Origin of the sequence: Natronolimnobius baerhuensis (assembly GCF_002177135.1) — an archaeon.
GTDB lineage: Archaea > Halobacteriota > Halobacteria > Halobacteriales > Natrialbaceae > Natronolimnobius > Natronolimnobius baerhuensis.
Window position 1 is genome coordinate 217348 of sequence record NZ_MWPH01000004.1, and the last position, 17195, is coordinate 234542.

23 protein-coding genes are annotated in these 17195 nt (G+C 54.6%); 6 read left to right on the top strand and 17 right to left on the bottom strand.

Translation table 11 applies throughout. The features are described 5' to 3' along the window. The first annotated feature begins 158 nt into the window (after nucleotides 1-158). Nucleotides 159-461 carry a hypothetical protein gene (locus B2G88_RS17320; protein ID WP_140408896.1) on the top strand — a complete coding sequence of 101 codons (303 nt, stop codon included), beginning with the start codon at nucleotides 159-161 and terminating at the stop codon, nucleotides 459-461. Between the two features lie 15 nt (nucleotides 462-476). Here B2G88_RS17320 and B2G88_RS17325 read toward each other — a convergent pair whose 3' ends face one another. The 10 genes from B2G88_RS17325 to B2G88_RS17360 form a co-directional block, all read right to left on the bottom strand. Continuing rightward, nucleotides 477-740 (bottom strand): hypothetical protein, encoded by a 264-nt coding sequence (locus B2G88_RS17325; protein ID WP_054862406.1) that lies wholly within the window; start codon nucleotides 738-740, stop codon nucleotides 477-479. Between the two features lie 153 nt (nucleotides 741-893). Continuing rightward, on the bottom strand, nucleotides 894-1163 hold the full coding sequence (locus B2G88_RS19240; protein WP_140408897.1) for a hypothetical protein: 270 nt from the start codon (nucleotides 1161-1163) through the stop codon (nucleotides 894-896). 224 nt (nucleotides 1164-1387) lie between these two features. Continuing rightward, nucleotides 1388-2449, bottom strand: a complete 1062-nt coding sequence (locus B2G88_RS17330; RefSeq protein ID WP_087715512.1) for a Cdc6/Cdc18 family protein — start codon at nucleotides 2447-2449, stop codon at nucleotides 1388-1390. A 61-nt stretch (nucleotides 2450-2510) separates the two neighbouring features. Continuing rightward, nucleotides 2511-3248, bottom strand: a complete 738-nt coding sequence (locus B2G88_RS19245; RefSeq protein WP_140408898.1) for a hypothetical protein — start codon at nucleotides 3246-3248, stop codon at nucleotides 2511-2513. A 118-nt stretch (nucleotides 3249-3366) separates the two neighbouring features. Continuing rightward, nucleotides 3367-3591 carry a hypothetical protein gene (locus B2G88_RS17335; RefSeq protein ID WP_054862407.1) on the bottom strand — a complete coding sequence of 75 codons (225 nt, stop codon included), beginning with the start codon at nucleotides 3589-3591 and terminating at the stop codon, nucleotides 3367-3369. A 2-nt stretch (nucleotides 3592-3593) separates the two neighbouring features. Then, on the bottom strand, nucleotides 3594-3788 hold the full coding sequence (locus tag B2G88_RS17340) for a hypothetical protein (protein WP_140408899.1): 195 nt from the start codon (nucleotides 3786-3788) through the stop codon (nucleotides 3594-3596). Next, nucleotides 3785-4108 carry a hypothetical protein gene (locus B2G88_RS17345; RefSeq protein WP_054862409.1) on the bottom strand — a complete coding sequence of 108 codons (324 nt, stop codon included), beginning with the start codon at nucleotides 4106-4108 and terminating at the stop codon, nucleotides 3785-3787. Before B2G88_RS17345 ends, B2G88_RS17340 begins: the two co-directional genes overlap by 4 nt. Then, nucleotides 4108-4542, bottom strand: a complete 435-nt coding sequence (locus tag B2G88_RS17350) for a hypothetical protein (protein WP_054862410.1) — start codon at nucleotides 4540-4542, stop codon at nucleotides 4108-4110. Before B2G88_RS17350 ends, B2G88_RS17345 begins: the two co-directional genes overlap by 1 nt. Then, the gene (locus B2G88_RS17355) at nucleotides 4542-4988 is read right to left on the bottom strand and encodes a hypothetical protein (RefSeq protein ID WP_054862411.1); all 447 of its coding nucleotides are present in this window, start codon (nucleotides 4986-4988) and stop codon (nucleotides 4542-4544) included. The genes B2G88_RS17350 and B2G88_RS17355 overlap by 1 nt, the downstream gene beginning before the upstream one ends. After that, nucleotides 4985-5248, bottom strand: coding sequence for a hypothetical protein (locus B2G88_RS17360; protein WP_054862412.1), 264 nt, complete (start codon nucleotides 5246-5248; stop codon nucleotides 4985-4987). The genes B2G88_RS17355 and B2G88_RS17360 overlap by 4 nt, the downstream gene beginning before the upstream one ends. A gap of 209 nt (nucleotides 5249-5457) precedes the next feature. Here B2G88_RS17360 and B2G88_RS17365 point away from each other — a divergent pair, with 209 nt between their 5' ends. Further along, nucleotides 5458-5697, top strand: coding sequence for a hypothetical protein (locus B2G88_RS17365; RefSeq protein ID WP_245835429.1), 240 nt, complete (start codon nucleotides 5458-5460; stop codon nucleotides 5695-5697). 308 nt (nucleotides 5698-6005) lie between these two features. Continuing rightward, complete coding sequence (locus B2G88_RS19250; RefSeq protein WP_140408900.1) at nucleotides 6006-6791, top strand: hypothetical protein; 786 nt, start codon at nucleotides 6006-6008, stop codon at nucleotides 6789-6791. 115 nt (nucleotides 6792-6906) lie between these two features. On the opposite strand, the gene B2G88_RS17370 is transcribed toward B2G88_RS19250, so the two are convergent. Beyond that, on the bottom strand, nucleotides 6907-7878 hold the full coding sequence (locus tag B2G88_RS17370; RefSeq protein ID WP_087715513.1) for a hypothetical protein: 972 nt from the start codon (nucleotides 7876-7878) through the stop codon (nucleotides 6907-6909). 127 nt (nucleotides 7879-8005) lie between these two features. On the opposite strand from B2G88_RS17370, the gene B2G88_RS17375 reads away from it, so the two are divergent. The 3 genes from B2G88_RS17375 to B2G88_RS17385 all read left to right on the top strand — a co-directional run bounded on the left by B2G88_RS17375 (nucleotide 8006) and on the right by B2G88_RS17385 (nucleotide 10585). Continuing rightward, complete coding sequence (locus tag B2G88_RS17375; protein ID WP_054862414.1) at nucleotides 8006-8194, top strand: hypothetical protein; 189 nt, start codon at nucleotides 8006-8008, stop codon at nucleotides 8192-8194. Nucleotides 8195-8235: 41 nt separating this feature from the next. After that, nucleotides 8236-8856 carry a hypothetical protein gene (locus B2G88_RS19255; protein ID WP_140408902.1) on the top strand — a complete coding sequence of 207 codons (621 nt, stop codon included), beginning with the start codon at nucleotides 8236-8238 and terminating at the stop codon, nucleotides 8854-8856. A gap of 919 nt (nucleotides 8857-9775) precedes the next feature. Next, nucleotides 9776-10585 carry a hypothetical protein gene (locus B2G88_RS17385; RefSeq protein WP_087715514.1) on the top strand — a complete coding sequence of 270 codons (810 nt, stop codon included), beginning with the start codon at nucleotides 9776-9778 and terminating at the stop codon, nucleotides 10583-10585. Between the two features lie 2 nt (nucleotides 10586-10587). Here the strand turns inward: B2G88_RS17385 and B2G88_RS17390 are convergent, their stop codons facing one another. From B2G88_RS17390 to B2G88_RS17415, 6 genes are all read right to left on the bottom strand, one after another. After that, on the bottom strand, nucleotides 10588-11631 hold the full coding sequence (locus B2G88_RS17390) for a hypothetical protein (RefSeq protein ID WP_087715515.1): 1044 nt from the start codon (nucleotides 11629-11631) through the stop codon (nucleotides 10588-10590). 52 nt (nucleotides 11632-11683) lie between these two features. Further along, nucleotides 11684-12424, bottom strand: a complete 741-nt coding sequence (locus B2G88_RS17395; RefSeq protein WP_087715516.1) for a class I SAM-dependent methyltransferase — start codon at nucleotides 12422-12424, stop codon at nucleotides 11684-11686. Nucleotides 12425-12487: 63 nt separating this feature from the next. Next, complete coding sequence (locus tag B2G88_RS17400) at nucleotides 12488-14086, bottom strand: hypothetical protein (RefSeq protein ID WP_087715517.1); 1599 nt, start codon at nucleotides 14084-14086, stop codon at nucleotides 12488-12490. A 1-nt stretch (nucleotide 14087) separates the two neighbouring features. After that, complete coding sequence (locus tag B2G88_RS17405) at nucleotides 14088-14723, bottom strand: hypothetical protein (protein ID WP_087715518.1); 636 nt, start codon at nucleotides 14721-14723, stop codon at nucleotides 14088-14090. 1 nt (nucleotide 14724) lies between these two features. Continuing rightward, nucleotides 14725-15123: a hypothetical protein gene (locus B2G88_RS17410; protein ID WP_087715519.1), complete on the bottom strand. Its 399-nt coding sequence runs from the start codon at nucleotides 15121-15123 to the stop codon at nucleotides 14725-14727. An 80-nt stretch (nucleotides 15124-15203) separates the two neighbouring features. Then, entirely contained in the window at nucleotides 15204-17195 is a 1992-nt protein-coding gene (locus tag B2G88_RS17415; RefSeq protein WP_087715520.1) for a phage tail protein, read from the bottom strand.

Here is a 17195-nt window from a genome sequence, read left to right on the forward strand (position 1 = left end):
ACACGCTGGGCACCTTTTAGCGCCGCGCGAGGGACTTGGCTTCCAATTAATCCTATAGGTTGGAGCTACTTAATGATGCCGACGGGAAGATCCGATATGGAATTACGAATTGACTAACCCCGATGGCATTAAGTCGGATCATCCCGTTAGGAGTAAGTATGTCCACAATGATCGATAACCGAATGCTCTTTCAGATGCAGACTGACCGGCTGGTCCTTCAGGACCTCTCTGAAGACGGTCGGAACCTTGCTGCCAACGTCGCTGACAACGTCGATCTGCATCGCAAAACGGTCGCGCCACGACTCCGACAACTCGACGACTACGGCCTCGTCCACGATATTGGACGTGGCGTCTACGAAATCACCGATGATGGTGAAATCGCACTCGAGGTTATGAACGACCACTCCGATTTGAGTGGTGGCGAACTCGGGGATCTCGTTGAGCAGGAACTCGAGTCTTGAGGCAGTCACTTTTGTTCACCTCAACTCGCCTTCGACGAGACCCATCGCCTCGTTGATCCAGTTCGGAATCGGCCGCGTTGCCGGGTCCCGATCAACACACCGCCCCTCCGCAAACTCGAACGTCCACTCGTCAGTGCCGTGCTCGATACGGACCGTTTTCTCGTCGCCACCGTACTCGATCTCGAGCGTTGCTTCCGTCGGCACCTCCGGCGGAACGTCCGTCTCGAGTTCGCGCTCGAGGTCGATCTCGATTGTTCGGCTGTCGGTTGTGGTCGCCATGACAACTCGAGATGAGGGCCGGATACCGCATAAAAACCCCTTGAATTTCCGAATCCTCAGCGCGTCGTGACTGTCGATGGGCCTACTGAAACCCTTATCAGATGGTAAGAATTGATTGTTGATATGGATTTCACAAAATATTCGTTATGTCTCCTATTCCAGCCTTTCGTCTTCTGCTAAGGTGAAATCCTCATGTTCTTGAATCGTTTGGATAGCTGTTTTTCGTTCGGAATCAGACTGAGGGTCATACTCATCATTATTAAATGGTGTTACCGCCCCAGTATGAAGTTCGAGTTCGCCATCGCTGTTCTCCTTAAAATAGTAGACCCAATGGCGGTTTGCCGAGTTCCACGTATCGACTCGAACAACACGGGCACCAACAGGGTCGTCTCCAAGATCAGTGATGTCAGTTGGAATTCTCATTCACCAGTATACACACTCTGATTAAGCAACATTAGGTTATGGGTGACTGACGTCCCTCGTATTCAACAACCACTACCCGACAAGGCCTAAAAGGATCAACTGCACCACCGCAATGTGAGTTACCTATACTGACCGATCGGAACTCGATTTTTGAAGTTAGCTCTCGTGCTGAACTTGCGCGCTGTATTCACTATGTTTCCAAGGAGCATCGCCGATTGAAGGTTTCAGCAGAGTCCTATCGATGGAAGGTCGATCACCGGCTCGACGTTGATGTCGATCACGCTGTAGACGCGATCCTTCGTCGTTGACTCGTCGTACTCGACAAGATCGTACTCCTTGAGCTTCGGAAATTTCCCGCGCCGAGCCCGTTCGCCGATTGGATGCACCGGGCCGCCGGCGTAGGTCTCGTCAGCGATTGCCTCGTAGCACTCGTGCAACTCTGCCCCCGCAATCTCGCCCGCATCGTGGACGATTGCGTACAGCACCTGGTGGTGGAACGGCAACGACTCGAGGTTCAACTCCCGGATGCGATGCTTCGCGTGTTCGTACGCGGTCGCGATCTCGACGCTATCGATCTGGTGGAAGCCCTGGTCACGGGCAATCTCGGCAGCTGCCCGCAGCGTCTGGATCCCATCGCGAGCGACACCCGCGACCTCGTTGGCGATTGTCTCGAGGTATTCGCGGGAGACGACATCACCGTGGAAGCCCTGGATCGCTCGGCGCTCAAGGATGTCTGCGAGCTCGGTGACACCGTAGCGACCAACCTCGATATGGCAACTTCCGAACGGGTGGCTTGCGACGACGTCCAACCGGGAGAGCCAGTCGGTCCCCTCGTGGGCGATTGCGATAACGGTGACGTGGGCGGTCGCCAGCAACTCGTTGATCGCTTCCGTCTCGGGCAGGTCGTCGCCTTCGTCCAGGACGACAACCGTGCCACCGTCGACGGCGCGTCGAAACTCACGGCAGACTGACTCGGTCGGCGTCGTCCGCACGACGTCGTCGGGTCCGTTGGGGTGGCGCTCGAGGACAGCACGGAGCACAGCGCCGGTTGTCTTCCCGAGGGAGTCGACGAAGATCGTCGTCACACCCCGCTGGCGCTCGAGGCGGTCGGTCACCTTCTGAGCGAGGAGTGTCTTCCCGACGCCCGATGGCCCGGAGATGAGCATGTCCGTCTCTCGAGGCTCTGGGTGGGTGTACCGGCGAAGTAACTGCTCGATTTCGGTCTCGCGATGTAGAAGGTCCGGCGGGACGAATTCGTCGTCAAACACCCGTGGGTCGGCGATCATGTGCTACATGACAGCAAGGTGGTTTAAAAAGACCCCTTGTAATTCCGAATCAGATGCACAGTTATGTAGGCGAACAAGTACCTGCTTCAGAGATAATCAGACGGTTCTCCTTCACTTCGAATTTTAGTTCAATTCGTAGCGGTTTTGCATTATCTGCAGTCACTACAATTTCTGCACGTTGCCAGTTAACGTTCGAAAATTGATCTATAGTCCAATCCATTCGGTGTAGCATTGGATGAACTGTTCCAGAAGAAGATTCTTGAGAGAAATGAGGAGTCTCAAATCGGTCATCCTCTGAGAGCGCTTGGGGTACAGGTTTATCCTCTGCAGGAACTTGAACTACCCTTTCAGAAGGTGTTTCGTTATCCGGGATATTCCGTGGTTTGGTTCTCAGTAGGTCTAGTTCAAGTATTTCCTGAGTGTTAATGGTTGTTCGGGCCGGACGGTCAGCTTCTGACCATCGAAGGGGGGTACGAAGTTTGAGAGTTACATTGTCCGGTCTACCATTTGGTGTTTTTATATCCTCTAAGTGACTGTCTTCGCCAACTAAGATTAAGAAAGCTTTTGCGTTCTTTGCAGATTTTTCACCATTATTTTTGACTTCTAAATGCAATGTCCTTTCTCCTTTGATAAAATCCCCTGGATTCCCCTTTGGATTCGAAACTATGGGATAAATTTTGTCGAATACGTAACCTGTCGATATTAGTATTGGTCTTGTAACTCTACGATATATGTAATTTGAAACTAAGCCCGCAAATAATGTTGCTGTCGCAATAATCACTGTCTCTGCAGTAACCACAGACTGTTGTTTAAAATTCCTTGATATAAATGTTGTGTATAAGTCATCTCAGAAGGGTCTGTTTGTTAAAGTTGAAAATCCTCACAGAGACAATATATCAATCCTAAAATAAGGTCGCTCAGTCGGGCTGCTCGAGGAAACGATCCCGCCAATAATCTGTTTTCGCCCAACGCTGGTTGCAGTCCTTTCGATGCGGGATCTCGTCGATGTTCATTGCCGACCGGCCACAGCAGCAACACTCAATTTCGCCAGTTGGTTCGCCTTTCCGAAAGCCGTCGATATCGACCGACGTCTCGCTGCGGATAACCTCGTACTCCGTATCGGGAGCGAGTGCATCACGCATACTCAGCGGCCCTCCACGACGCCATCTGCGGTCTCGAGGCCGACATCTTCGACTGGTTCACGACCGACCGGCTTCCACCGACCGGCACAGCGGACATACTCAATGCGCATGTGGCCGCCGTCGGCCGGTTCGAACGCGAGCTTCCGAGCCCGGCCGTCGACGCCGCGCCAGCGAACGTCGAATCCACGGTCAGTCATCGCGACCACCGCGGAGTGCCGCTGCAGTGTTCACCGAGCTGATCGTCGACGTCGCCGCGGTCGACAATCGGCGGGATCTCCCGCTGCCCGGTCGCGTAGGCAACCCGCTTCAGGTGCTTGCACTCTCGGTCGCGAAACTCGTGGTCCGGACACTCGCAGGCCTCGAGGCGCGCGTCGATGAGATACTCACTACCGGACTGGGAGACGACGAGGTACTGACCGGGGCAGTCGCGAACGCGGCCCTGGTCCTCGAGGACGGTCAGGTATTGCGTGAGTGCACGCCGGTCAACGCCGTCGACGGACTGCTCGGCGGCCGCCATCACTCGCACACCTCCTCCCAGACCTCGGCACGTTTCGCAGCTCCCTCGTGGGCCTGCAGCCAGTTGCGAGCCTCATGGACGGCGTCCTCGATCTCTTCTTCGTTGCCCTCGAAAAGCTCGAGGTCCTGTCGTTGAGCAATAATTGCACACGCCTCCGCGACGAGGACGTCGATGTGGTCTTCGAACGCGGCCTCGAGCCCCTCGGCTGCCTGATCGGTTGCACTGTGGAGATCGTCGCGAAAGCCGTAGCGCTCGTCAGTCTCGGCGGCGGCGTGTTGTGCGTAGGCAATCGCCGTCGCGTAGTGGTCGACGAGCTCGTCGCCGTCGTCGATTGTGAACATCCGGTTCTTGAGGATATTCGAATCAAACGTCTCGACGCGGTCTTCGACGGCGTCACTGACGACGCTGTTTGCGCGGTAACTGCGGTTGACCATCATTCCTCACCCCCGTCGTCATCGTCGCGATCATGGATCGGCGTCTCGAGTTGCAGCCGCGACCGTGGGTAGGCGTACGGTTTGAGCGCCTCGAGGGTCACATCGGTCCGCTGGGGGAACACGACTTCGACGACGTCGTCATCCGCGGGGTAGTCGGGGTTTACATCCGCGACGGTCGGGCCGGACTCGAGTTCGTACGCGTCGGCGCGAAGTGTATCGAGGTTCACGACGAGCATCGTCGCGTCCTGGTCCTCGCGGTCGGTGACGTGATCGCCGACGTCCAGCTGCGGAAACTCGTAGTCGGGTTCGCCGCCGTCGGTCGCGACCGCGGCCCGCGTCTGCGGTTCGACCGTCGCTCGAGCGCGTTCGCTCTCGAGACGTTCGGCCTGGATGTGCGCTTCCTCGTCGGTCGCATCGCCCAGGTCGCCCGCGGTGATGACCGTCATCGGCCGACCTCCGTGGCGTCGAAGACCTCGAGTTGGTACAGTAGGCCGACGTCGTGGCCGCGGCGGGCGAGCTCCGAGCGGATGCCGTCCCAGTCTTCAACGCCGGCGACGCCGATGAGTCGTTTGCCGATCTGGGTCGTTCGGTCGAGCGTCTCGCGGTATTCGGTGAGTGGCTCGAAGACGAGCGTGCCGCTGTCGGTGGTCTCGAGTTCGTACTGTTCGTCCGCAACCGTCTTTGGGGTAGGTGTCGTAGTCGACATTGCTCTGTGTTCCAGGGCACAGGTCGGGTGTTCTAGCACCCGGCCGAGAATCGTTTTCCCGACCACCCTGCGCCTCTGTCCTACAGTACAACACTTGCGCATGTAAAGGTTGCGGTTGTCAATAGCGAGTGTAGATAGACGACCGAAACACTTTCCCACGGCCGTGTAGAACGTTGCACTTGTAAATGGCGGTGAGAAACCAGAGTGGTGTGAGCCTCACACCCGATGATCTAAACGACCTCGACAAGCAAATCGTCGAGTACCTCGCTACAGAGGGCCGTGCGTCACCGACGTTGTTCATGCGCGCGGAAGATATTGACACCTCGAGACAGTGGGTTTCGAGTCGATTCACACGACTGGCCGAACACGAGCACATCCGCGATCTCCACGACACCGGGATCTACGAGCTCGTGGAAGACCCGCGCGACCACGGAGATACCGATGAGTGAACAACAACCCCTGTCTGGCCTTGGAGTCCGCGAACAGTCGCTCGTGAAGACACGCGATGCGTCAGCAAAGTTGTAAGCGACAGGAAAGTACAGGAGATCTTGATGGTGACGATAATGGCGATATGACGGACCAACTGCAGGATCCTCAGGAGTTGGTCGAACAACTGCAACTCAGAAAGGGACGTTCGAGCGTCGGATCGAGATTTCGGAACAGCAGTTGAAGAGATATTTTCTGTCTCTTGTCTACCTTTACAACACAATCAGAAACTGTATTACTACATGAAATAACAAAACAGTCACTGGACAGTATGGGTGAGAATGAGACTGAAAAGGGGGAGGAATTATCTTATCAAGAGAAATCAGATGACTCTGATCAAGCAGAGTTAGAGGACGAAGAGTCGAAAAGCGAAATTGACACACATGAGATTGTAGAAGAGCCATCTATAGAAGCCCTAAAATACGCGTTTGAGAATTCGGTACATGAAATAGATAGGCAATTGGACGTTCTAAGCGGTTTAGAGAAACGGTCATTGAAACTTGCCCAAGCGACATTGGTTTTTATTGGTTTACTTGCAACAGGAGCATCGCTAACAGAACCATCTACATTAACTGAGCGGGTTATTGAAAGCCCTACCTGCGCTGTTGGTACATCGCCTCGCTGCCTCACTAGTGATCAACTCGCCACAACAACATTCTTTTCCAGTTTTGTGGGATTACTGATTCTTCTTGTATTCGCTGCTCCTGAGAAAACTGGTCGGAATCGTCGAACGACGCAAAAGGACCTTGATTACCTCTTGACCAATGATATATCTGAAAGAGAGTATTTGAACTATAAATTAGAGAAGTACAAAGAGAGAATTAAAACTAACCGGTCTGGGATTCGGTCGAAGAGTTGGGTTATCACTGTGTCTCTTTTTTTCGTAACTGCCTCAGTTGGATCACTTACTGCACTTGTGTATTGGCTCGCAACAGGCCAACCAGTAGGGCGTGTTGGGTTGATTGCATTAGCACTATGTCTCATCGTGGTATTATTTGTTGCATTAACTGGAGGGGTAGAAAAGCACGTCAAGAAAAACCCATTACTTCGTGATTAGGGTGCCTGGCAATCCGCTGCTGACCACCTCATCAAGTATAACCTCGAATTCCACGATGCCACGTCCGAAAAAACAAACCAGAGCGTCTAAACGTGATAGTAAGTTTGCGAGAGGATCACCAGCCTAACCATCCGTCATCGTCCTCATCGTCAAACCGATCCGATATTGAATCGACGAGTCCATTGTTGTCATTTTCTGTATTAGTTTCATCCGCATCATCAGAATCTTCTGTGCTATCAGAGTGCACATATTCCTCAAGGAAATCATAGTCTTCCAGATCGGATAACCTCAAATCACGTAGTGAACCGAGATGAATCGCCTCCCACCCGAGATCGGAATGGACATTTCTAGCAATAGTTGTAGACCGATCAATTATTTTGGTTTGAATATTCGCCAGCGTTCCTCGGATACCCCAATGAACCTCACTCAGAAGTAGTGCATAAGTTTTATTTCCAACATGCCTCTGGACTCTGAATAGGCCATGGTTTGCTGCGTACCGTGTTCCCGCAAAAGAGAGATTGTAGGCCGTAGATGACTGTAGGAGACAGACCTCGCAGGCCAGCAAAAGTATGGATATGAACAACTCAATCTGTGCTTCTTCTATTTCATCTTCTGTCCCATTTTTTGTAACTTCTTGATAGTTCTTAGCGTCGTTTAAACAGTTTTGACAGGCTGCAACTACTGGGAGATATTTGTCTACTTTCCCAACTTGCTCGTCTACATCCTCTAACGAATCAACAAAGTTAGAGGGTATACCAAGATTCAGATCGTTATTGACTACGTCGACAACCTTTCTTGTTTGACGAAGTTGCTCGTTTGTGGCTCCAACACCTTCCTCAAATTGTTCGACATCGATATCCTCGTAATCTGTGAGTTCGTTAGCCAACCCCTCAAAGAAGGCGGGATCGTCGTCTAACTCTTCACGAACACTCGCGCCAGCCCCTTCTAAAATATCTTCTATAACGCTCTCGTAATCTTCATCTGCTGAGACATTAGCTGAGTTGGCTAAACCCAGAACAGATCCTCCAGAGACTAAGAATAGCTGTCTACGAGTGAGTTTCATGTTTGCTGGTATATTTCCACTCATAAAAACTAGCCGGCGGTGTTTCCTGTTCATAAACTCGTCACTGGAGTGAGTACTCTCAGATAATTGGGGGTGCAAAAGGTCCGTCGGAAGCTGTCCTTTAAGTACAAAGCCGCAGCCAACGTCGGTGATGCCCACGAACGACCTACAACGCAGAGACGACCTGATAATCGCCGCAGCGCTGGCCCGATTTAGCTACTACATCGAAGGGGTCGATCCAGAACTGGGGGAAGAGGCGTGGCAACTCGGTGCCGACCGACTCGTCGACTACGACCTCGAGCCGATGGACGCCGTCGACGAACTCGAGATCGGCGAATAGGTCCCCGAACTCTTATCACACAACCGTCCAATCAGGTTGATATGAAACGGCGGGGGTTTCTTGCAGCGAGCGGTACAGCAACGGTAGCCACACTCTCTGGGTGTCTTGGGTATGACACGGATGACGTTCGTGAGGCGGCATCTGGAATGTCTGAGCGAGTTACACGCGAGTCCATCAGCCCGTCAGAGCCAGGTGATGAACTGGATGCCGCCGGTGTCCGGTACATCCTTGGGCAGCTTGGTATGGATGTTACCGGAATGGAGGGACGGCGTCTCGCGAACGTTAGTAGCGCCCGGCTTCGGTTAACATACCGGAGCGCACACCCGACCGACTCACCGGTTGGAGTGGGTGATGTCACAATACCCTTGGGGGATACGGATTACGGCCCTGACCCAGCCGAAGCAGTCGTTGAAACCGCATACAATGAGTTCTCTGACGAGTTTGGATCCCCCGAAGCCGAAATGGCAGTTGTAACAACGGTTTTCGCTGCATACGCAGAAGGCGGTGGTGACCACGATGGGATTGATGTGACTGTTATCGACGGCTTCGATGAGACGATCTACACGTACAGTGTGGAAAGTGAATGGACGACGCGGTGGACAGATGGTCCCGCGCAATATGAAGAGATCCACGAGCGCGTTATGGATACGGTCGAAGGCTAACTGGATGGCACAATCCTATGCCCCTGAGAGAGGGGACCAGAAGCTGACCGATTCGTCTATACTTCTCAGATAGTTGAGTCCGACAAAAATAGTTTGTATATCGCCCCCGTTTTTGATAGTGGGTTGCTGGAGAGGGGGCGATTACGTTCTACAGCCCTCTTCGTTGGTAATAGAGGGCTGTCAATGCGATCAGTGTATTGATCGCGGTCAATCCCTCAAGGCTCAGACGGAGGCCGATTTCGATTATGATCATACGTCGGCATCAAAATACCCCACTCACAGGTATATAGTGGGTAAAGACCGTTCAATCTCTGATTGGAATTAAAGCTATTCTTTAGATTCTGAATATCTGCTAAAGAACACTGTTAGCACCGTTAAAGCACACCTTTAGAACACCAGACGGGGGTTGAGAGATAACGATAAGGCGAGCGAATCGAGAGTGTTAGTCTGATCACCTTTGAAAAAGCCGGAAGAGTCGCGATCAAACTCGAGATCGACGAGTAGCACCCAATCCATGTTGGCTGCAGACCTATCCCTCAAGGAGCACTATGGCCGATGCGGTCAGCAACTGATCGACACCCCACAGTCATCTCACCCCCATTCCTTCGTGCGGTTTCCAAAGTACTTGGCAAGCAGACTTAATACGGGCAATCCCCACTTTTGAAATAGCAAGGGGTGGGGGATTGTCGTTGCCACGGCTCCCCGTGCGAAGACATCACCTCCTTGCTCACGCACCACCGAAGATGGCACTACAGTCGTCTTCGAGAATCCCAACACCTTACGCCGACGCCACCGACCCCACTGATCGGTGGCGTCAACGGCCTTTTGACGCCACAGTACTCGAGACCGACTCTTCAGTGTGGTACAGCATCGGGACTCAGTCGGCACTCTTATCACAAAACCGTGCAATCTGTTTGATATGAACCGACGGAAGATCTTGCTTGCAAGCGGTGTTACACTCTCGACTGTCTTGGCTGGCTGCGCTGGCGACGAAGATGACACTGCCAATGGGGACGATCCCGAGCCTGAAGATGACGATAGCGACGATACAAATGGAAACGGAGACGATAACGGCAACGGAGAAGAGCCAGAGGAAGACGAACCTGAGTCTGACGACGATCCAAACGGGGACGACGTCGACGATACCGACGAGGACACTGATGAGGAAGAGGATGAAGCGGAGGATGTTGATGAACCTGAGCCACAGACGTTCTCCGGCAGCGGCGCTGCTGTCGAAAGTGGTATCGACATCGTCGGCAACCTGACCGTCGTCGACGCCGAACACCAGGGCGAGTCGAACTTCCAGGTCTCGCTCGTCGGCGACGGCGAGTTCGACGACAACTTTGTCAACGAGATCGGCGATTATGCCGGCGAAACGGCTGACCTGATCGACGCCGGCGAGTACATGCTCGATGTCGAGGCGGACGGTAACTGGGAAGTCGAGATCCGCCAGCCGCGCGCAGCCAGCGGTGACTCACTGCCACAGTCACTCGAGGACGACCGCAACCGCGTCCTCGGGGCGTTCGAATTCGATGGTACGCACGTCGCCGAGGGGTCACACAGCGGCGAGTCGAACTTCGCTGTTCACGTCTACGCTGCTGAAGCACAGTTCGGTGAGTTGGTCTTCAACGAAATCGGCCAGTACGAGGGTGAGACGACGTTTGGCTTCGACGGCGTCGGCTGGGTCGCAGTCGTAGCCGACGGTGACTGGTCGCTCGAGCTCGAGTAATTCTATCCTTCTGCAAGCTGGAGTTCGACGAGCCATCGTTCGTCACTGCGGTTGTGCATCGCCAGCGACCAGTTTCGGATGACCCAATCCCCCTCGAGTGGCGCACCATCCGGCGACGTAATCGCGACTGTGTGCCGCCCACCACTGGTGTCCTCGGCAAACCCAGGCCCATCGGGAACCTCACGATCAACTACCGCGTCCGGGACACCAGCGACGTCGGCCAGCGCTGCGGCCTCGAGGTCTGTCAGCAATACCTCGATCGACGTGTCACCCCCCGTCGGCCCGCCATCGCGGTCGATCCGGCTGACCCGCCGCTCCTCGAGGGCTATTGTACCCCGATCAAAGTCGAACACCCACGGCTCCCCCGACCGGTCAACGACGTCGAAGACTCCGCTGCGTGGCTCGGAACGCTGGAACTCAAATTCGATTTCGAACAGCTCTGACGAGAGTTGCGCCTCTGAGTAGTTGGTAACGTAGAATTCCGCTTCGTCGAACGGCGGTGTCTGTCGGAACGGTGGTTGCAACTCGAGTGCATCGTCGCGACCGCCACGGTCGACGGCCTGGAACGTGCCGCCGAAGCCAACCTCGACCTGGACATCGCCCGCCCGGTCGTATTGTCGCCAGTACTCGAGGCCGTCACGGTCGGTGTGGAACGTGATCGTGAGTGTGTGTGGCGTCAACTCATCAATCCACGACTCCTTGAGCATCTGTCCGCCGATGCGCCAGTCGAGTGGGCCACCGTCAATCTCTGTCGTAATCGGTGCGGCGTAGCTTGCCGTCAAGCGTGTGAACGACGCCGAGTCACGGCTCGTCGAGGCTGTGGCTGCCGACAGCGTCGCCGTCGGCACTCGAGCAAGCGAGATCGACCGGTCGATTGATGCCGCGATCTCGCTGCTGGTCGATGTCGTCGCTCGAATCGCCGATGCTGACTCGCGGCCCGTCGATGCTGTCGCTGGCTGCGCTGCGGCGGACGTCGCACGACCGAGTCGTGTTTCGCCGCCGAGTCTGTGCTCTCCGAGCCTCGAGTCGCCGAGTCGTCCGGTCATGATTATGCTTCAAAACAGATTGTTTGTTACGCGTCGATACAGCTACCGCGAGTCAACACTTAATAATCCCGAGCCCCGGGTCTTCATCCGGAATCAACATCGTTTCATAATCGTCATTCTGCTCTAATTCCCTCCAGAATTCAGACACCTCGTGTTTCGTTGCAACAACGTCATCCATAGCGATAATACCTCCTTCAGATACAAACTCAGAGTAGGCCTCAAAATCGCTTTTCACACCTTCGTAGCTGTGGTCGCCATCGATGAACAAAAAGTCGATTTGCCCACCAATTTTTTCAGATACCGTTTCTACAGTCTTTGGGTCGTATGAACTACCGGCAACTAACTCAATGCGATTCTCAGAAAAGGATTTGATTAGCCTTCCCTTACCCCTGAATTTTAGATCAATCCCGATAATATCTGCATTTGTTAACCGAGACCAGAGGTAGAGTGTGCCACCATAACATACTCCTATTTCAACAACTGTGTCTGGGTTTTCATCACTGATCAGTTTAGCCAGGGAGAGAATCCGATTCTTATGCTGTAGGGGTTTTATTGTGTGATACGGGCCATACCCCTCGAATTTTCGAGTTGTGTTTAAAACACTTCTAACACTCCCCTCATCCTTTTGGAGATTTCTTAAATGTTCAACTGACTTTGAATACCAGTAATCATCAAGGAGGGGTATACTCGATAGGGATACCATTAGTTTTTCTCTCACCAGATATCCCACCTCCAAAACACTCCTATCACGTAACAATCTAACCCCAATTTTAGCTTTAGAGACAATTCCCATATTCTTCGCGTGTGCCCCCCATCTGCATAAGATTTAGGAAAAGTAATTACTGAATGGGCACATCTATGCGCGGTGTCTCCCTCCGAATGTAGTCGTCAAGACGTTATACGGCTCTTGTTCCCCTTCTTCTGCAAACTCTATTGTGAGTGAACCCCCATCCACACCGTATGTTCGAGTGGAGAAGTCACCCGTGTCAAGTGAAGAAATAGTCTCTGTCGAACCATCTCGTATCCATGTTACTACATCAATCCCATGCCGATAACTATCTGAATGGCCAAGACTTACGATAGTAATATTCGCGTCTGAATCGCCTGTTGGGTTTGCGACATTCGTTACAGCCCCTTCATTTACGTCAGTCACTTCCTCAGTCCAATAATCCCGCCGAACGTCAGGTTCAAGTTGTGTTTGAATCCAATCGTATGCTGGTTCACCCTCATCAATTACCAACCCTTCTGGCGAGACGGCATTAATGTGGGTTGCGTTGGTGTCCCCTCTGGTTACGTTCGCCCCTGTTGTGATTGCATATCCTGACTCAAGCCGAACTTTGAAATTGTTGGCGTTCGCCAAGTCAGCTCCGTATAGGTTAGCTGTCGAACCTTCACGGATTAGTACGGCGTCATTGTCACAATCTGTCGCGGTTGCGGCGTGCGCATTGACATAACTCCCTTGAGTGACATGGATACCACGATCCCCCGCATTAGACCCATCTGCATTTTTTATGTTCGAGAATGCCCGCGTAATGTAGATCCCAGACTGGCCGGCGTTGGTGCAGTCAATCTCCATAAGATCGGCAACGCTGCCTCGCCGGACCGTTGCCCCGATCTCGCCAGCGTCGCTGCAATCGACATTCTGCGCTGAAACGCGGGACCCTCGGGTCACCCACAGGCCACGGTCCTCCGCCCCGGAGAAATCTGCGCCGTGGTCGGCTGTGGCGTGCGATTTGTTGAGATATAGACCGTCACTCCCAGCGTTAATAACTCCTCCATCTCCAGTCACATAACCGTCTGATTGTATCTCGACAGAATAGCCACGGCTACCACTTCCGTCCATGTCTATAACGCAATCTAGCGTCGGGAGAGAGACCCTATCCATGCCGCGAATGAGATAACCTGTAAAGTCCGAAGCCACGGGTACGGTAGAGTCATCCGCCATAATAACGACATTCGATAGGTCCGCCGGACCTTCAATGATAACGCCGTCTTCGACGGAATGTCCCGATTCGATGTTAATGACCACATTTCCGAATTGGGATGTGTTGATGGTCGCGGCCGCTTCGATAGCGTCGTTGAGTGTGCTGTAGTCAGATGGAACCTCGAGTGTGATAGTGGAGTCGTCGGTGATGTCTGCACGCTCTGTACGGAGTGATCCTGTTTCTGTTTCACCGAAGACAGGATTGTCGCCCTCCGAGTAGTAGTCGCCTTCGTGGGCGTCGTTCCCGTGCTCTTCCGGTGGCTGTGGCTCAGCGTGGACGTCGTTCTGCTGGTGGCCGTCGATTGCAGCAGCGATGTCATCGGTGTCGATGAGGTCGCTGACCGTAACGTCGTCGTCGAGCGTCAGCACTCGTCCCGTTGGTTTGTGCTCGAGTGCGAGATTGCTGTTTTCGTCTTCCGTAATCTGTACGTGTTCGTTCTCGATGAGTTCTGGGTCTATTGCAAAAGGCATCTCATACCACCTTCAGACGACCGTCGCCAGTGATCTCTCCTTCGCCCTCAATCGGGCCGGCGAGGACCTCGCCGTAGCCCTCGGGGATCTCGATCTTTTCGCCGCGCTCAACGACCGTCTGGTGCAATCGCACCTGGAACCGTGCTCGAGGTTCGCGGTGAACCTCATGGACCGCCTCGTTCCCTGTGTCGACCAGGCCGACGAGCAGCGCCGGGCTGTCTGGTTCGTCCGCCTCACGGTCCTGGCCGACAACGTAGTTCGCGCCGTTGTTTGTCGTGAGCTCGGGTGAGAGCCAGACGTAGTTCACGGCGTCGGGCTCGAGGCCGATCCCGTCGACGACCGGCACCGCTGTTGTGATTGTCATGCCCTGGTCCCACTCGTTGACGTAGTCGCCGTCGTTGTCCTGGACGTCGACCGGTTCGTCATGGAGGACGTACGCCAAGCCATCGGAGATCTCGAGTTCGTCAGCTGCGAAGTCGGCGTTGAACTCGAGGCCGCGCTCGACGTAGTCCGACCGGTTCTGCTGGGCCTGCTGGCCACCAAAGTGACCGGCCGAGGTCCAGTCGGCCGTCGCCGTTGGAACGCCGGTTCCGCTATCCTCTGGGAACGTGATCGCGCCGTCGATTGGAGTCGGCACGTCAGATCACCTCCGGAATCTCGATTGAGTGTGTTATCACGACCTCGTCGTCCTGGTGAGCGAGCGTGATCGGGTGCGTATCATCCCACGACTTCTCGTCGCCGGCTTCGGCGACGGCGTACGAAGCGGTCGCGATGATCGTGACTGGGTTCTCATTGTCGGCCTGGATATCGTCGTCAGTTGCGGCGATCTCGAGTTCGGCACGGATGGTCTGGTTGCCTTGATTGTGAACCCAGCTTGCGCGGTCGTCGGCCGTGATGTCGATGCGTGTGATCGGGTTATCCACGTCATCGCGGAGTTCGACGTACGGCCACGGGTCGGGTGGTGCGGCTGTCGGGTCGATAGCGTCTCGGAGGTCCTGGTAGCCGGACTCTCTAAGTTCTGTTTTCTCTGTGGGCATCGTGTGTCAGTCTGCAAAAGGCGTGGTTGGTGTGCGGTGCGGGCTCTGTTACGTGATGGCGTGCGTCCCGGGCGGCGGGATCATTCAGACCTCCCCCTTCGGAAGAGTTCGCTGCTCAAAGCGAGGTTGAGTTCGCCTCGCGTCTCTGGCGTCGCCGTGATCGTGTTCAGCCCTGGTGTGAGTTCGTCCTCGAGGGAGATCGTCTCGGTCCAACTGCTCGAGCCGTCGCCGCTGATCGTCCCGACTGTCGATCCGTTGATTTCGACCGTGACGTCTGTGGGGTAGTACTGCTGGCCGTCAAACTCGGTGATGACTTCTGGGATGGCCGCATCTTCTGGTTCGGTCGTCTCGAATAGGGTCTGTCCCCCATCCTCATCAGTGTCTTCGAGGATGTCGACCATGTGATCGTGATCACCGAGTGCGACCGCTGAGATGTCGTATCGAACGTATGAGTCGTAATTTGTCGATCCAGAGAACTCGATGTCGACCGTATCACCCTGAATTGCACTGCCTGTGTAGACTACCATCCACGTCTTCGGAACAGCGTTCAGGAGGGTCGTCTGCCCGGAATCGCTGTAGATAGTGCTGAACCCGGAGGAAACGTCAAGATTGACATCCCCGGCGAAACTCCCGAGTTCGGTTTCATCAGTTGAGATAGCAAAGTCAACGAAAATGATGCACGTACGCGTATCTCCGTCAAGAGACGGGACGCTGATATCATCCGAAATCGAAAATGAACCGTCCTGACTTCCGCCTTGTGCGAACGGATCAATGTTGTCCGAATCACTCGCAGACGCCCCACTTGTCGTCAGGACGTCCACGAGATGGTCGTGGTCATCCGTTTCAAGTGAAACATTGTGGACGTGTTCGGTCGGGTTGATCGGCGACCTCCACGCCCGTCCCTGGACGGCGAGCGTGACATCTTTTTCCTCGAGGATATCATCCGGCCAGTTAACGACGACGAGCTCCTGTGGTGTGCCGTCGCCAGCGACATCCCACCCGCTGGTGATCTGACTCCGGTCGACGAAGCCCTGGTAGCCACGGTTGAACCGCTGCAGGTCCTTCCGGTTTTCTTGGGCGTCTTCGTCGGCAGTTAGGAGGCGATTCGACAGGACCAGTGAGAGCGTTGCTCCAGCACTGCCGAGCAACGATCTCCGTTTGATGACTCTGAGCATGCGGTCGATGTTCTCCTCTGGAAGGTGGACGTGGACGCGGTCGCCCAGCTGGATGTCTGTGTTGGCCGTCTCGAGTTCGATCTCGAGGTGACGAGGCTCACCGTCGTACTCAGCGACCATCTGGTCGATGATCCGCTGCAGTCGCGACTGCTCCTTGACGTCCTTGTTCTCGTACTCGCGCCACGTTTCCCGCCCGCCATCGTAGGAGTCGGCGATGGCTTCGGCGGTGATCTGGTCGGGACCCGACTGCGCGCCAAACCCGCGGATGTGAGTTATGTTTTCTCGAGCGTCTTCAACAATCTCCAGTTCGCCGATAACAGCCTGCTCCGCAGGCGACAGAACGACATCGGCTTTGTCCTCGCCGATCCGGTCAATGTAGTCGACGGTCCGGTCATCGTTGTACCGAAGTTCGGCACCGGTCGCCTCGCAGACATCCCGTAGCGCTTTGCTCGGTTCGGCATGTGAGAACGACATCGAGAGATTCGTCGCGAGCGTCTCGACCATCCCTACCTCGAGCGTCGGGACCTGATCGATTAGGTCCGTCACTATCTCGCTGTCCTCGACGTTCTGGTAAACGACGTTTGCGCCAGTTGGTTCGGCGTCTTTCGCGTCGAGTTCGAACCCTTCGATACCGACGATTACGGTGCCGTCACCACGTTCATCGACATCGAAACGGCCAGCAATGAACTCCCCGCTCGTTCGTGGACCGTCGACAACGAGCCGGTCATTACGTTGGTCGAGGACGTCGTCAACGTCGGCCCAAGCCTCTCGGTGGAGGATGACTTGACCGTGCGTCATCTCGCCAAGAATCTCGTCGGTCCGTTCAACGGTCGTTGCTGGAACAGCGAGTTTTGTCTGGCCGTCCAGGTCAACGACTCGGAGTTGTATCTCTTGCAT

Coding starts and splice junctions, on each gene's coding strand:
- B2G88_RS17320 (WP_140408896.1), top strand. CDS start 159: ATGTCCACAATGATCGATAACCGAATGCTCTTTCAGATGCAGACTGAC.
- B2G88_RS17325 (WP_054862406.1), bottom strand. CDS start 740: ATGGCGACCACAACCGACAGCCGAACAATCGAGATCGACCTCGAGCGC.
- B2G88_RS19240 (WP_140408897.1), bottom strand. CDS start 1,163: ATGAGAATTCCAACTGACATCACTGATCTTGGAGACGACCCTGTTGGT.
- B2G88_RS17330 (WP_087715512.1), bottom strand. CDS start 2,449: ATGATCGCCGACCCACGGGTGTTTGACGACGAATTCGTCCCGCCGGAC.
- B2G88_RS17335 (WP_054862407.1), bottom strand. CDS start 3,591: ATGCGTGATGCACTCGCTCCCGATACGGAGTACGAGGTTATCCGCAGC.
- B2G88_RS17340 (WP_140408899.1), bottom strand. CDS start 3,788: ATGACTGACCGTGGATTCGACGTTCGCTGGCGCGGCGTCGACGGCCGG.
- B2G88_RS17345 (WP_054862409.1), bottom strand. CDS start 4,108: ATGGCGGCCGCCGAGCAGTCCGTCGACGGCGTTGACCGGCGTGCACTC.
- B2G88_RS17350 (WP_054862410.1), bottom strand. CDS start 4,542: ATGGTCAACCGCAGTTACCGCGCAAACAGCGTCGTCAGTGACGCCGTC.
- B2G88_RS17355 (WP_054862411.1), bottom strand. CDS start 4,988: ATGACGGTCATCACCGCGGGCGACCTGGGCGATGCGACCGACGAGGAA.
- B2G88_RS17360 (WP_054862412.1), bottom strand. CDS start 5,248: ATGTCGACTACGACACCTACCCCAAAGACGGTTGCGGACGAACAGTAC.
- B2G88_RS19250 (WP_140408900.1), top strand. CDS start 6,006: ATGGGTGAGAATGAGACTGAAAAGGGGGAGGAATTATCTTATCAAGAG.
- B2G88_RS17370 (WP_087715513.1), bottom strand. CDS start 7,878: ATGAGTGGAAATATACCAGCAAACATGAAACTCACTCGTAGACAGCTA.
- B2G88_RS17375 (WP_054862414.1), top strand. CDS start 8,006: ATGCCCACGAACGACCTACAACGCAGAGACGACCTGATAATCGCCGCA.
- B2G88_RS19255 (WP_140408902.1), top strand. CDS start 8,236: ATGAAACGGCGGGGGTTTCTTGCAGCGAGCGGTACAGCAACGGTAGCC.
- B2G88_RS17385 (WP_087715514.1), top strand. CDS start 9,776: ATGAACCGACGGAAGATCTTGCTTGCAAGCGGTGTTACACTCTCGACT.
- B2G88_RS17390 (WP_087715515.1), bottom strand. CDS start 11,631: ATGACCGGACGACTCGGCGACTCGAGGCTCGGAGAGCACAGACTCGGC.
- B2G88_RS17395 (WP_087715516.1), bottom strand. CDS start 12,424: ATGGGAATTGTCTCTAAAGCTAAAATTGGGGTTAGATTGTTACGTGAT.
- B2G88_RS17400 (WP_087715517.1), bottom strand. CDS start 14,086: ATGCCTTTTGCAATAGACCCAGAACTCATCGAGAACGAACACGTACAG.
- B2G88_RS17410 (WP_087715519.1), bottom strand. CDS start 15,123: ATGCCCACAGAGAAAACAGAACTTAGAGAGTCCGGCTACCAGGACCTC.
- B2G88_RS17415 (WP_087715520.1), bottom strand. CDS start 17,195: ATGCAAGAGATACAACTCCGAGTCGTTGACCTGGACGGCCAGACAAAA.